This is a genomic window from Chitinophaga dinghuensis, assembly GCF_003259435.1.
Taxonomy (GTDB): Bacteria; Bacteroidota; Bacteroidia; order Chitinophagales; family Chitinophagaceae; genus Chitinophaga; species Chitinophaga dinghuensis.
On sequence record NZ_QLMA01000004.1, the window covers coordinates 312,196 to 326,593 of the forward strand.

At 45.6% G+C, this 14,398-nt stretch carries 11 protein-coding genes; 8 read left to right on the forward strand and 3 right to left on the reverse strand.

Going from position 1 to position 14,398, the window contains the following annotated elements; all coding sequences use genetic code 11:
* Positions 1-34 precede the first annotated feature (34 nt).
* From CLV59_RS13445 to CLV59_RS13480, 8 genes are all read left to right on the forward strand, one after another.
* A complete protein-coding gene (locus CLV59_RS13445) occupies positions 35-1,543 on the forward strand; it encodes a RagB/SusD family nutrient uptake outer membrane protein (RefSeq protein WP_111592563.1) in 1,509 nt (502 codons plus the stop codon).
* Between the two features lie 19 nt (positions 1,544-1,562).
* Positions 1,563-2,273, forward strand: a complete 711-nt coding sequence (locus CLV59_RS13450) for a fasciclin domain-containing protein (RefSeq protein WP_170137743.1) — start codon at positions 1,563-1,565, stop codon at positions 2,271-2,273.
* 19 nt (positions 2,274-2,292) lie between these two features.
* Positions 2,293-3,933 (forward strand): DUF5008 domain-containing protein, encoded by a 1,641-nt coding sequence (locus tag CLV59_RS13455; RefSeq protein ID WP_111592565.1) that lies wholly within the window; start codon positions 2,293-2,295, stop codon positions 3,931-3,933.
* 28 nt (positions 3,934-3,961) lie between these two features.
* Positions 3,962-5,707, forward strand: a complete 1,746-nt coding sequence (locus CLV59_RS13460) for an alkaline phosphatase family protein (protein ID WP_111592566.1) — start codon at positions 3,962-3,964, stop codon at positions 5,705-5,707.
* A 29-nt stretch (positions 5,708-5,736) separates the two neighbouring features.
* Complete coding sequence (locus CLV59_RS13465; protein WP_111592567.1) at positions 5,737-7,209, forward strand: M60 family metallopeptidase; 1,473 nt, start codon at positions 5,737-5,739, stop codon at positions 7,207-7,209.
* A 32-nt stretch (positions 7,210-7,241) separates the two neighbouring features.
* Positions 7,242-8,918 carry a LamG-like jellyroll fold domain-containing protein gene (locus CLV59_RS13470; protein ID WP_170137744.1) on the forward strand — a complete coding sequence of 559 codons (1,677 nt, stop codon included), beginning with the start codon at positions 7,242-7,244 and terminating at the stop codon, positions 8,916-8,918.
* 30 nt (positions 8,919-8,948) lie between these two features.
* On the forward strand, positions 8,949-10,691 hold the full coding sequence (locus tag CLV59_RS13475) for a DUF4983 domain-containing protein (protein WP_111592569.1): 1,743 nt from the start codon (positions 8,949-8,951) through the stop codon (positions 10,689-10,691).
* Between the two features lie 112 nt (positions 10,692-10,803).
* A complete protein-coding gene (locus tag CLV59_RS13480; RefSeq protein WP_146616193.1) occupies positions 10,804-11,178 on the forward strand; it encodes a hypothetical protein in 375 nt (124 codons plus the stop codon).
* 153 nt (positions 11,179-11,331) lie between these two features.
* Here CLV59_RS13480 and CLV59_RS13485 read toward each other — a convergent pair whose 3' ends face one another.
* From CLV59_RS13485 to CLV59_RS13495, 3 genes are all read right to left on the reverse strand, one after another.
* Complete coding sequence (locus CLV59_RS13485; protein ID WP_111592571.1) at positions 11,332-11,643, reverse strand: nucleotidyltransferase family protein; 312 nt, start codon at positions 11,641-11,643, stop codon at positions 11,332-11,334.
* Positions 11,640-13,631, reverse strand: coding sequence for a DUF4132 domain-containing protein (locus tag CLV59_RS13490; protein WP_111592572.1), 1,992 nt, complete (start codon positions 13,629-13,631; stop codon positions 11,640-11,642). Before CLV59_RS13490 ends, CLV59_RS13485 begins: the two co-directional genes overlap by 4 nt.
* Positions 13,632-13,863: 232 nt before the next feature.
* Positions 13,864-14,379, reverse strand: a complete 516-nt coding sequence (locus CLV59_RS13495; protein ID WP_111592573.1) for a DUF4402 domain-containing protein — start codon at positions 14,377-14,379, stop codon at positions 13,864-13,866.
* Between the last annotated feature and the right edge of the window lie 19 nt (positions 14,380-14,398).

Consider the following 14,398-nt stretch of genomic DNA (forward strand, 5'->3'; position numbering starts at 1 on the left):
TAACCTTAATCAATCAAGCAATTAAACCTGATATATGAAGCGTTTAATCATTGGAATAGCCATGGCGGCGATGCTCTGCACCAGCCAGACAGGCTGTAAGAAATTCCTGGACGCGGAAAGTCCTATCAAGGAATCCGGCGCCAGCTTCTGGAAAACGCGCGACGATGTAGAGCGGTTTACCAATAATATGTATGGAGAAATCGCGGACGTATTGCTGACAAACTCCTTCTTCCTCGCGGCAGAATTCCGTTGCGGCGTCTATCGCCAGTCTGCGAAATCAGTTTCTGCCTGGAAGACACGATACTATTTCGATTACCTGGTGTTCAATAATCTACGGGCACTGATGATCCATGACTATTGGAATGGCTTCTTCCATTTCGATAATATTCCTAAATGGGATGGATACTTCAAAGTGATACAGTCTGCCGGAATCCTGCAAGACCGCGTCATGGGAATATCTAATACCGAACTATCGGAGACGGATAAACGTCGTTACAAAGCGGAGGCCGTATGGGTAAGATGTTTTCTCTATTTCCTGATGGTGAGATTGTATGGAGATGTACCCTACTACAAAGATCCGTATTTCGATCAGATCATCGGCAGAACCAAGTTTACGGACGTGCTCAACTCCTGCATCGTAGATCTCGACAAGGTGAAAGATGATTTACCCTGGGCTTATTCCAACTCTAAAATGAAAGCGGTACGCCCTAGTCGCGGTGCAGCCATCGACCTGATGATGCACATGAATATGTGGAATGCTGGCTTCGACGAGGCTAATAAGGAGAAATACTACAAGGCTACTGTGCAGTTAGGAAAAGAACTCCTGGAAATGAATAGTGGCGCTTACCGCCTGTTGACCATCTCTGAATTCAAAACGCTCTTCAGAGGAGGAAGCGAAGAAGGTCTCTTTGAGCTGACACAGAACGTCAATTATGGGGAAGTACGCGGACTCGGGTATCAGTATCTCAACGATAACGTACTGGAACATGGAGCTGGCAGCGGTTACGCCTATGTAACGCTGGTAGCAAACAGTATGAAAAAAATGTATCCGCTGGGAGTAGCCGATAAACGCAGAGATGCATGGTTTGATATCAACACCATGTACACTGGCGGCAACCTGGTGGAGTTCCGCAAATTCGCTGCCAATGCAGGTAGTAACATCGCTTTTGATGGTAACCTCATCGTATTCCGACTGGCAGATGCGATCCTGCTGGCGGCAGAAGCCAATGCGGAACTGACAGGGAATGAGCCGGAAGCAATCCGTCTGCTGAACCTCATACGTGCAAGAGCGGAAACGCCCCTCTACACAGGAGGAAATGGCGATGAGCTGAAAGACGCCATCTTCTGGGAACGCGCTAAAGAACTGATGGGAGAAGGACATGCCTATTACGATCTCGTACGTACGCACCGTATCCTGAACTCGGAATACTGCTCTGCACCTATTAGCCAGTCGGCCTTCATGCGTGGCGCCTGGACCTGGCCTATTCATGAAAGCGCACTGGTAAATAATCCTTTAATGACACTGAACGAATACTGGCGTTAAACCTATAAAGCAGATGACTATGAAAAAACAAATCCTGCCATTTTTGATCGGTTTAGCAGCAGTGGTGTTGCTGTTAAGCTCCTGTAAGAAAGATTATTACCAGGATACCGGTCTGGCCAAAGGTCAGTTTAACGGTACTATTATGGAGTATTTGCAGGCACGTCCTGATTACTTCACCAAACTGGTACAAGTGATAAAAATTGCCAAACTGGATGATGCATTGAGCAAAGAACAACTCACCTTCTTTGCGCCAGGAGATGCATCTATCGACAGTACCATACATGAAGTGAACCTGATGCTCTACCTCCAGGGAAAAGATACCATCAAAGCGGTGACTGATGTGCCTGCGCCAGTATGGAGAGAGATGTTAGGCAAATATATTTTCAAGGGGAAATTTAAGCTGAATGATATTCCACAGGTAGATTTCAGTCTGTTCAAAACTTACCCTGGCGTATATATGAAATGCTATGACGATTTCATTATGCATGTAGGCGTAGTGTATAACGATGAGGGTTCCGCGAAATATGTAGGTTACAGACAATTATTTCTCTCTTATTCCGACGCCCCGGATCAGCAGAGCGCTCCTTTCTACAGGGCTCCGGTGGCTTCTGTGAACATCGAGCCTACCAACGGAGTGGTACATGCCTTGCAAACCAAACCTCACCGATTCGGATTTTCTACCGGTAATTTCTTTGACCGCTGTGTTTTCTATGGTATAGGAGGCAAATGAGTTCCCATAAACTAAGATCATGAAAATATCATTACTGTATTATATAGCTTTTGTTTCTCTGATAGCAGGCCTGGCATCAGGTTGCAAGAAGGGAAATGATAAATACTTTCCGGACCCCTATGCCGGAGGAAAAGCGCCGTTAGGTATCTTGTTCAGTGATGCGCTGCCTACTCCTAATATTGGCGGTCCTGGCGAGAAAGTGACTTACATGGTGAAAGGGCTGTTGCCATATAAAGACACCATGCATTTCTTCCTGAATGGCGAGCCTGCTGTCGTTGCGGGCGTGACAGATTCCACCCTGACAATCATCGTTCCCGCTACTGCCAGCTCTGGTACAGGATGGGTGTCTATCGGCAACCAGATTTTTCCATCCCCCTTATTCCGTGTAAGCGGTAAGGTGAAAATGGATAATACCTTCAAAGCCGGTACCGGCACGGATGGTACTATCTACCAATTGATCCCTACTTCAGATAACCGTTTCCTGCTGACAGGCAACTTCCGGCTGTATAACAGTAATGGCCAGGGTAACTGGCTGAATGGTATTGCAAAGATTGAGAAGCACGGACAGTTTGTAACAGATATGACGACGGATTCCGCTGCCGGAAGAAACGGTTCTCTCTTATCTGCCGCCGAATTGAGCGATGGCCGTTTTCTCCTGACAGGCAATTTCTCTACCTTCGGTTATAAAAAGAACCTCCAGAATATAGCCAGGGTTAATGCCTTCGGCAAAATAGATACGGTGGTGCAAACGGTTATTCCGGATGAATCCAGCTATAATCCTGATGGCGGTGGCCCGGATTTGTCGGAAGTCAATTCCAGAGATACTGTTTCTGCTTTTAATGGCGGTACTTTATCATCAGCCCGCAGAGTATTCGTCATGAATGGAAAAGCCTACTTCTTAGGCGCTATGGGCAGATATACGCAAACCTTCTACCTGGGTAGTACCCGTACCACCAAAGTGCTGGATTACCGCACTGTCAACACCGTGATGAGAACCGATCTGGATGGTAACCTGGATTCCAGTTATCACTATGATTTGTCGCAGCACGTTGGATACGATGGCGCAGATGGAGGTGTTAACGATGGTTTGCTGATGCCAGATGGAAAGATGATTGTGATCGGATTCTTTGCAAAATTTGATAAGACGCCGGTAGGAAATATTGTCCGACTGGATGCTAACGGAAAAGTAGATCCTTCCTTCAACAGCGGGATCGGCGCGGATGGAAGAATTTCTTCCATTACTTACAATCCTTCCACACAGAAAATTCTCATTACAGGAGATTTTAAAACCTACAAAGGTCAAAGCTGTAATGGCGTGATGTTATTAAATGCAGACGGTTCGCCGGTGACAGGGTTTACTACGGAGACCTTCAGTGGTGGTAGTCCTAATTACGCATTGCAGCTGAAAAACGGATTGATTGTAGTATCCGGTTCATTCATCAAATTCGGTAGCCGCACCCGAAACGGTATGCTGGTACTGAATGCAGATGGTACGCTGGCCGGCGCCTATAATAATACCGGCGCGCTCAACGGCGGAGTAATGGGAATGCTCGAAACTACTTCTGCTGAAGGCGAAACCGCAGTGATCATCTATGGCAGTATTCGTTCATTCGATAACGTGAACGTCGGTAATATTTTTAGAATAGTGCTGGCTAAATAATATTCTATCTCACTACAATTTATATAGTATGAAAAAGATCATTTCACTGCTGGGACTTGCTACTGTCTTTGCTTTTACAGCATGCAACAAGGCAAAAACAGATATGATCAGTGGTACAGACTACAAAAATAATCCTGGCGTTTCCAATGCTAAGAAGAAAGTCCTGTACCTCGTGATAGATGGCATGCGCGGCAGTACGGTTCGCTCCATGCAAACGCCCGTGCTCTGGGGAATGCGCGATAGCGCTATCTATACATGGGCCGGTATCTCCGATGTTTCCGGTACCAATGGCGCCAACTGGGCCGCTATGCTGACAGGCGTAATGGGCGCAAAGAACGGCGTTATCAGCGACGACTATACGAAAGCTAACCTGAACGCCTATCCGATTTTTACCAAACGGTTGAAAGATGCGGGTCTGATTAGTCGCAGTGCCGCTTTCTGCTCGTCGCAGGAACTGAGCCAGAACCTGATCGGTAATAATATGGATGTCAATAAAGTACTTCCAACCGATAATGAAGTGAAAACTTCCGTATTGACAGAACTGGCCACCGATGCGGCAGAAGTGGTATTCGCAGAATTCGGAGACGTAGAGAAAACCGGTAAACAATATGGTTATGATGAATCCGTACCGGAATATGCATCGGCGGTAAAGAATGCAGATCAGAATATAGGAGAGATCGTATCTGCACTGCGCAGCCGTAAGACTTACAGTAGCGAAGATTGGCTGGTGATCGTCACTTCCAACAAGGGAGGTTCATGGCCTGTTGCCGCTGGAGACGATGACGGTACTGTTTTCAGTGTGCCATTATATAACTCTTTCACCTTCTTCTATAATCCTCGTTTCGTTTCCGCGCCAATCGCCAGACCCGAAAAAGTACGTGTACCATACGAGGGTAAGGCGGTAAGGGTGTATGGAGACCCGAAGACCGCAGGGGCCTATGTGCGCGCTGAATGTAACGATGCAGGCGCATTTAATATGAATGGTCGCAATATGACTTTCGAGTGCAAACTGAAAATGCTAAAGAACGCTTCCGGAAATTATAGTTACTCTTATCCTCCTTTCTTTGGTAAGTGTAATGGCAGAACAGGCACTACTGGCGGCTGGGCCTTCTTCAGAAGTGGTAATGCCATCTCTTATTACGTGGCAGATGGCGCCGTTAAATCAGAAAAATCTTCCCAGGATCTGGCAGATGGTAACTGGCATTCCATTACCGGTACCATCATTGTAAGCGGCGCAAATGTAAATACCGCCATGTATATTGACGGCGTACAGGTTACTTCAGACGCTATTCAGAATGCAAAGATGGCGGGTATTACGGCTACCGCCAATACCATCATCGGCCCGTTCCCGGAAGTATTCACCACCACCTGGCTGAATGCCTACATTACCGATGTACGCATCTTCAATGTAGCCTTACCTGCTACTGTGATCAAAACATGGGCGGAGAGAACGACAATTTCTCCTTCACACCCTTACTATGCTAATCTCATCGGCTACTGGACCTGTATGGACGGCAGCGGTAACAAGTTTGTGGATAAAACCCCGAATAAAAGGGATTTTAACCTGATAGGCAACTTTGCCTGGGATGCCTTTGCAGACCAGAGCGGATACCTCTATCCGGCCATCCCCAACTTTGAAAGATATGTGCCGAATCCGGTAGATATTCCTATGGTTATCCTCAACTGGATGAAACTACCTGTCAACCTGGATTGGCAACTGGATGCGAAAGCCTGGCCCGCCACTTTCCGTGATTTCCCTGTGGTAACCAGGTAACCGTGTCTCACCAACAAAATCAAGTACACATGAAATTAGCAATCATAAAACCTTTAACCGGAATATTACTGCTGGGAACTATCCTCGCCGCATGTACGAAAAAATATTCCATCGAAGATGGCTACGATAAACCGCTCCGCCCAGATACCACTGGCGTCGGACTCATTGATACGAATATGAATCGTATCGATAGTAGCGGGTTCCCGGATGCCCGCAAATTTCCCGGATTAGTATCAGTAGCGGAACCGCGACTGATGAACGCTTCCGTGACACTGGACCTGAACTATAAACTGGTATCTCCGCAACTTCGTATAGCCGCCCCTCCGGGAAACTGGTTCAGTACTGGCTTCTACGCAGGCCCAGGCGAACTGGTGAAAGTGGAAATCCCTCAGGGCACCGAAGGTATGACCGTGCAAATCGGCGCTCATACCGATAATATCAATGGTAAAATGCCACAACTGCGTGCAGGCGTCATCGTTACCAGACAAACAGTATTGCCTGGTACCAACTATATCCGTAACATCTACGGAGGCCCCATTTACCTGATACCTACGGGCCCCGCCAATAAACAGGTAACGGTGAAGTTCAGCAATGTGTGTAAGTCGCCCGACTTCATCCTCGGCCAATCCACCGACGCTGCCTGGAAAGAAGAACTGAAACACTCACAAGTGCCCGTGGTAGAACTGCGAGGCAAACGTTTTATCATCACCATGTATCGCAAAGTATTGCTCGGGCTCCTGGATAAATTCAATGCAGAAGCAGTGATGGGCAAATGGGATGAAGTAATTGAAAAAGACTATAACGAATGGTACGGGCTCTCCGATAATCCGGCCGATCCTATTGACCAGGCGCCAGGTACCCCGCATCGCTTTGTATTGGATGTACAGATTTCACTGGGTAGCGGTCATAGTGGTTATCCATGCATGGCTTACCTGGATTGGCATTCCGACTTCCTCGATACCGCCATGATCAATAGCGGCGCCAGTTGGGGCCCTTGCCATGAAATAGGTCACAACCACCAGATGATTACCACCTGGAGCTGGAGCGGGGCAGATGCGCTTACCGAAACCTCCAACAACCTGTTCGTATTCAAAATCGCCAACAGGTTCGGTCGTAAACCCCCACGCATATACGATATGGATCAGAACTTCGTACAGCCGGCATTGGACTTCGCCAAGAAAGATACTGCCAGCGGTAAATCATTCAGTACGGTTACAGACGTATTCCAGCGCCTGATACCATTTGTACAACTATATCAGCGGTACGGCTACGACATGATGGGCTATGTCTGCAAAGAAGCCCGCCACGCAGAACGTATTACCTACATCGATGTGGTGAAAAAGGATTTCTTCTATGTCAGTGCCAGCAAATATGCCCAGGTAGATCTGTATCCCTTTTTTAAATTCTGGGGAATCAACGTTTCTCCTACTGCCAGAGGAACCGTATTGGCACTGGGATTGCCCGTGCTGAAAGAACAGTTATGGCTGAAGGATATCCGCTAGTAGTTACATGCTTCATTTCAAAAACTGAATCAATGAAAAAAATCAGATATATCCTGTCATTTGCCGCTGTTACCGCCATGATGGCGGCTTGCTCCAAAATTGGGGAAGTGCCGAGCGACAAAGCAGACAAACCTAAATTCACCGATAAAAGTAAAGTGCTGGTCATCGTGGTGGAAGGTCTTGCCGGACAACAACTGAAAACCGTCAATCCACCGGTACTCGCAGATATGATGAACCATAGCACTTTTAGCTATGATACGCAGGCAGATACCATTACTACAGATGGCGCATCCCTGGCTAGTATTTACACCGGGGTGCCCAACAGTAAAAATGAAATCAGAGATAGCTCCCTGAAACCCGCTTCCACCAGCGGCGCCAGGTATGCGCCTTTTTTAACTTTGCTCAAGAAAGCAGGCAAAAGAACAATGCGTACCATTTCTGTTACTGGCTGGGAAGCTGTAAATAATACTCTGCTGGCAGATGCTTCTGTGAAAATTACCACAAAAGATGATGACGCTACAGTAAGAGATTCTGCGGTGAACAGGTTGAAAACAGATAGCCTGGATGTGATGTTCACACAGTTTAACGGTATCAATAAAGCGGGGAAAGGCTTTGGCTACTACGCTTATGTACCGGAATATGCCAATGCTATTAAAACAGTAGATGGCTATGTAGGCGATTTACTGAATGCGATTAAAGCGAGACCCGATTACGCCAGTGAAAACTGGCTGATAGTGGTGCAGTCCACACATGGTGGTATTGGAAAGATTTATGGCGGCGACAGCGAAAGCGAGATGAATAGTTTCTCGCTCTACTACTGCCCGGATCTGTTCCGTTACCAGGTGAACCAGGCTCCGTCTATCCGTTCCAGTATTAAATTTGCAGACCAGGGCGCTAATGCAGTAAATGCGGTACTGAATGATCCTGCTGCCTATAATATCGGCGCACCTACAGCTACTGCCCAGTATACTGTGGAGTGTAAAGTGAAAACACCAAAAGGTAGTAGTCCTACCTATCCTGGTTTTCTCTCTAAGCGAGCCAATTTTAGCCCTGGAAATGCCGGCTGGACTTTCTTCCAGGAAAATGCCTACTGGCAGATTAACTTCAGTGGTACCGGCGCTACCGGTAATATGCAGGCAAAAGGAGATAACATCAATGATGGCAACTGGCATCACCTGACAGCAGTATTTGCCACCAAGGCCAATAACCAGCGCGTATGCTCTACCTATACAGATGGTAAATACAACAACCAGGTAAACGTTACCAGCTATGGTAACCTGAATACAACCGCTCCGCTTACACTGGGCTTCATTCCTGGTTCTGTCAATACCCCGGTTACTATTTACATGTCCGATATTCGTGTCTGGGCCGATACCCTCACAGCAGATGTAATCTCTAAATATAGCTGTACCAACAAACTGGATGCAAGCCATCCTAATTTCTCCAAACTGGTTGGCTGGTGGCCAATGAATGAGAACAAAGGCAATATCCTTCGCAATGCGGCAGCAACTGCGGCTGGGAAAGACTTTGTGGTGAATGGCGCATATTCCTGGGAAGCCATGAACTATGTATTCCCATGTATTGCCAGCGTCGACAGACAGAATGCCCCATTGAATACAGATCTCTTTTACCAGATTGCCTATTGGATGAATCTGGATTTGAATCCTGACTGGGAGATTAATGGTCGGCTGTGGTTGAAATTCTTTTAACGTGTTTTCTCATTCTTAAATGAATGCATTATGCAGAAATTATTAACAGGATATATCAAATGCGGAGTGATAGTAGCTGCCATGGCAGGACTGGTGGGCATGTCCGCATGTACAAAAGAGCAGGTCAAACTGGTACATTACGATACAGATACCAGCGGGCAGCTCATGGGAAATGCCGCTCTGAAACAACGTAAGGTGTTACTGATCGGTATTGATGGAGCAGTAGCCTCTCTGGTAGAAAGCATCAAACCTCCTGTCATTACAGGACTTTTACCACAAAGCGTATATACGTTTTCCGGTATGAACGATTCTGTCAATACCGCCGGCGCTACCTGGTCTACCTTGATGACGGGGCAAACCAGCGTTGCGCACAAAATTGTAGACAGTACGCTCATTCCACGATCAGTAGAAGGAAGCCATGATGCGATCAAGTATTATAACAGCATTCTTTATTTTATTAAAGATGATAACAATAGCGCGAAAATCACTAGCATCACTCAGTGGGCGGATCTGAACTACTTCGCGATGAATTCCGCAGATAAGCTGATTAACGTTAAAAACACCGATGGCGATAAAGGAGTACAGGATGCCGCCATTAAGGAGTTGAATACCGCCAGCCCGGATGTGCTGATCGTGAATTTCAACAGTCCTTCTTTGGCAGGTATCAAATCCGGCTTTGCAGATAATGCCGACTATCGCCAAGCCATCACCAATGTAGATACCTATATCGGGGAACTGCTGAAAGCGGTAAAGGCCAGGAAAAATGCGGCGAAGGAAGAATGGCTGGTTATTATCCAGAATACCACCGGCGGCTATCTGAACAGGGTAGGAGGCGGTTCCCGCTCTGAGAGAGACAATATGACCATCTACTATAGTCCCATTATTACTCCTGGCCGCTTTGACGGCCCTACTTATCACGATCTGGGTATTCGCTATACCGGCGGCGCTTCCAATTATATCCGTGCGGAGAATAATGATGGAGGACTTTACAATCCTGCTGATGGCGAAATGACCATAGAAGCAAAAGTACGTTTCAATAAGGGGCCGCGTGGCAACTATACCTATAGCTACCCGCCTTTCCTGAGTAAAATCGATTCCCTGGATGGAACCGTTAATGGCTGGGGCTTTTACCGCGATGGTACAGATATCGCATTCGCATTCCAGGACGGTGTAAATGCCAATGAAGTAAGGCCCGGCGTTAAAATCTCCGATGGCGCATTCCATTCCATCATTGCCACGCTGAAGCATACGTATGATGCCACTAACGGGCACGTATATACTGCCAGTGTATTCATTGACGGTACAGCGAAGAATACTGCCACCATCAAGAAGGGAGAAGCCAGAATTGAATCCGGTAGTCCGTTGGTAATAGGTTATCGTCCGGTTATCTACAATGATAACAATGAAATAGATATGTACCTGACAGACCTGCGTATCTGGAACGTGGTACTCCCGGATGATATCATTCTGAAGTATAACAAAACATATGTAATAGACAACACTCATCCGTACTACAGTAAGCTGATCGGAGACTGGAGAGGGAATGATCATAGCGGGAATGTACTGCATGATTACAGTCCTTCTAAGAAAGACTTTACAGTGACCGGTAAATATACATGGGACGCGCTTGGGATAGTGACTCAGCCCAATATCCCGGCTGCTCCATGTAATAAAGATGTAGCCTCCTCTGTACTCGGATGGTTCGGTATTACCTTACCCACTTCCACTATGCCGCCGGGCGTAAACTGGATCAAGGTGGTTGGTACAAAATAGTAGCATAGCAAATAAGTCGCAGCAGCACTGATCCCAAAAAAATAAGAGGGCGTCTCCCGCTGAAATGGAGACGCTCTTTTATCTATATTTTATCACCATAACCCACTTAACAATGAAAAAAATTGTAATGACCCTGATGCTGGTGGCATCTTGCGCGCTCTTTGCCAACGCATCTGTAAAAACGACGCCTGTTCTTTTGGAGAATCCTCCTTATCCGTACCTGATTTACTATTACGATGCGCCGTTCGACTGGACCTGCCAGCTGGTATACGTCTACAGATCCGATACCAAGGACCTGGTAGAACTTTATGCAGTAAACCCTGTAACGCAGCAACGTACCTACATGGAGCATAATGTCATCATCAACAACGCGACTAAGACATTCTCCCTGTATGTAGATAATACAGACTCGGGTAATCAATATGTAACGGGTACTTTTTCCAGTACTACTGGCGGTGGTAGCACTACCTGGGGCCCGGCGTTATAATAAGGATTAGTTCAACGAATAATCAAAAAAAGAGGCTGTCTCATAAATAACTTTTACCCATTTTTATTTGGGTACCTGATGGAAAAGATTTTCGTTTAAACGATTCTCAAGCCCATCAAGGTAGTTATGAGACAGCCTCTTTTTAAGAATATTTCATTCCGGGTAAATCCTCACCTGGTAAAGTCCCAGGTACTTTATGAAGGTGGCGCCGCGGATTTCTTTCTTTAATATTAAATCAATTTCACAATTCAATATTTCCTGCAGTCCTATCCAGATATGCAATAATCTTCGCGGTTCTTCTACACCCGTCAGCGGAAGTAGATCCATCCATAGGTCAATATCACTTTCCCCCGGTCTGAATCTTCCGTCAATGACCGATCCGAAGGCGTACAGTTCACCGATGGCATGGCTTTCACAAAAGGCTCTTACAGCCGGTAATTTATCTTTTAACTGTGCGTGCATCATAGGTCGGAAGGACGGATGTCAGGAAGTATCTCTTTATCAGTTATCTCATTATCTGTCGCCAGTATACTTGCTTTACTAAGAATCACTGTGAGCATTAAATCTCCCTCGTCCGGCAAGTACTGGGTAGCGCTTCTTTCTGTTAAATTAGGACGAATCCCTATATATCTGTCTGTCTTTGAATTATAAGCAAGGCCAATACTCAGGTGAATCTTATATGATGCCAGGCGTCCTGTTACATATAAATACTCGCCCTCTAGCTTGCAACGATCTCCAAAGGCCAGAGATGGCAGTAACATTTGCAGGATATCTCTTCTTACGGCAGCAATGGGCGACAATTTCCGCTTTGCGTACTGATTATAGTAATTCCGTGTTTGCTCCATTACCTCGGCTACTTGTATGTATTCTCCTCCGATGGTCGATACACTTACGATCATATCGATATCCCGCATAATTTCGGAAAATGCTACTGGCGGTATTTCCTGAATGGGAAGTTCTCTTTTGTTTCGTTCAAAATGAATGATACCGGTAACTTGCAGAAACCTACCATCCACTTTCTCATCTATCAATTGATCGGCGATTTGGAAATAAGCACTTAGATTATAAGCGGGCAGTATGAAAGAGGAATCTTTATGTTTAAAGCTCCCGGTAGACCATCCACGCATTTTACAGAGGGCCTCATACTGTTTTTGTTTTACTATATGTCCTTCAAAAAGCTCCGTCCATTTGTCATCATTTTCATTTGCCCTGTATACTTCGCGGAATGCCTGCCGAAAAGGCTGCTTCAACTGATGGTCTATGCAGTACCTTCGCCAGTCTTCCGTTGCTTCGGAGCTGGCAGTTACAGGATGCCACAACCGGACAGTTGTCTCCTTATCTTCTGCCCATTCTACATTTTCTCCATTAAGATTTACAAAACCTCCTTGTTGGTAAATGGCACTGGTGGCGCGGTTTCCGTTGGTGAATTCCCAGATCAGCAATTTTCCTATTGCACCTGTAAACGGATGCGAGATATAATAGGGCTCCCATTCTTCAAACTTCCACTCACGATTATGACGATAGATTTCTTCTACCCTGTTTTTCTGTAAGGTGTACTGTGTACTGATTTTTTTCAGCTCCTGCCTGATAGGCTTGAATTTAGTCGTTAGCTCTTTCTGTACGGCTGACGGTACTTTCACGGCGGGTCTGCCATTTTCCAAAATCACGATTTCAGTGGGGCCCGTTTTTAATAAATCGATCCCCATCATATATCCACCCTCTTTCACCATTAGCTGATGCCGATGATTGAAATTCAATTCCGGTACGAATTGCTCTTTTGTCTTTTCAGCACCGCCGGTTTTATTTCCTTTCTCACCAAACTTCGCAACAGCTGTATCTATGGCTTTTTTATATGTTTTGTGCTTAATAAAGTCGCGTACAGCCATTAATCGCGGTACTGCAAAGGTTGGATCTTCCTTGCTGTAAATGTACAGGATATCCATACTTACTTCAGGGGAAAACTTCATAATGGCATCCATCACATTGAAAAATACTTCATTTTTCAGTATCGTGTTAGTATGGATGACACCGCGCAGAATCCGGCCTCCCAAGGTATAAAAGTAATAGTATCCATCGTGGGAATACAACGGGTTTTCTTTGGTGTACATATAATCTCCGTCTAACACCTTTTTTACCCATTCCGGACGTTGATTTTGCACAATTTTTTCCATCCTGGACGTTAAAAAAAGCTCTTGTTTACTGTGTTTGCCCTGTTTTCCCCAGTAATCATCCAGTTCGTTAGTTGCTTCATGTATCTTACTTAATCTTGTTGTTAACCAGTTGGCAGTAAGATCAATATAATTTTCATGACCGATTTCTTCCAGTAAGACGGCTGCTTTCTCATACCATTCTTTGGAAGGACGAAGTTTATGATTGTCTAGAGATAGGAATAAGGTGAACAAGTCTTCCCAGGCTTGCCCAGCGGGTAAAGGGAAATCATGAATGGTTCTCATTAGGGTAAAATAATAAAGTCAATAATTTTACTCAATATGGCATATTTATAGGAGAATTTGATGTTAAGTGATTACTTTATTCAAGATTGTTTTAAATGGGGAGAAGGGGAGACGAAAGATGAAATAAACACTTACCTTCTTCCGGTTGCAGATTCAAATACAAAACTAAAGGGCACCTCAATAGAAATTGAGATGCCTTTTATTACTCCGACACAATCGCTAGGATGCTATTTCAATTATAATTTACAGTCACAGGAAATGGAGTAAGACTGGTATACGTTCCTGGTGCCTGGTTCATGGCTACATTCAGTGTAGCGCCTACATTCAGGGCAATCTGACCGCTTGTAATGACGGCGCTTCCTGATGGGAAGCTGGTAAAGTTAGTAGCCCACATCACTTGTGCGCCATTAATTAATACGAATGGGATTGTTGGTAGTGTAATGGCAAAAGAATAACCATCTTCACCTGTAACATCAAATACAGCAGGTGTTGAGATGCCGTGGTTGGCCAGTACAGCTACACCACCAGTAGTTGTACGCATACCCGATGGGGATAATTTCAATGTTCCGTTGCCAGTACCTGATGGTCCGAGGGTACCGAAATTCATGTCAACTGTTTTAGTAATTGCGATGGGAGTAATAAGTCCCGCAGCTGCATTTGCGGAGGCATTACCTGAAGTCTGTGCAACCGCATTACCTGCAGCAATCGCCAGAAATGCAACCATTAATGATAGGAGCTTTTTCTTCATGGAGAATTGAATTTTAAGT

Bases quoted from the DNA above. Each gene is read 5' to 3' on its own strand.
- CLV59_RS13445 (WP_111592563.1), top strand. From the start codon at position 35: ATGAAGCGTTTAATCATTGGAATAGCCATGGCGGCGATGCTCTGCACC.
- CLV59_RS13450 (WP_170137743.1), top strand. From the start codon at position 1,563: ATGAAAAAACAAATCCTGCCATTTTTGATCGGTTTAGCAGCAGTGGTG.
- CLV59_RS13455 (WP_111592565.1), top strand. From the start codon at position 2,293: ATGAAAATATCATTACTGTATTATATAGCTTTTGTTTCTCTGATAGCA.
- CLV59_RS13460 (WP_111592566.1), top strand. From the start codon at position 3,962: ATGAAAAAGATCATTTCACTGCTGGGACTTGCTACTGTCTTTGCTTTT.
- CLV59_RS13465 (WP_111592567.1), top strand. From the start codon at position 5,737: ATGAAATTAGCAATCATAAAACCTTTAACCGGAATATTACTGCTGGGA.
- CLV59_RS13470 (WP_170137744.1), top strand. From the start codon at position 7,242: ATGAAAAAAATCAGATATATCCTGTCATTTGCCGCTGTTACCGCCATG.
- CLV59_RS13475 (WP_111592569.1), top strand. From the start codon at position 8,949: ATGCAGAAATTATTAACAGGATATATCAAATGCGGAGTGATAGTAGCT.
- CLV59_RS13480 (WP_146616193.1), top strand. From the start codon at position 10,804: ATGAAAAAAATTGTAATGACCCTGATGCTGGTGGCATCTTGCGCGCTC.
- CLV59_RS13485 (WP_111592571.1), bottom strand. From the start codon at position 11,643: ATGATGCACGCACAGTTAAAAGATAAATTACCGGCTGTAAGAGCCTTT.
- CLV59_RS13490 (WP_111592572.1), bottom strand. From the start codon at position 13,631: ATGAGAACCATTCATGATTTCCCTTTACCCGCTGGGCAAGCCTGGGAA.
- CLV59_RS13495 (WP_111592573.1), bottom strand. From the start codon at position 14,379: ATGAAGAAAAAGCTCCTATCATTAATGGTTGCATTTCTGGCGATTGCT.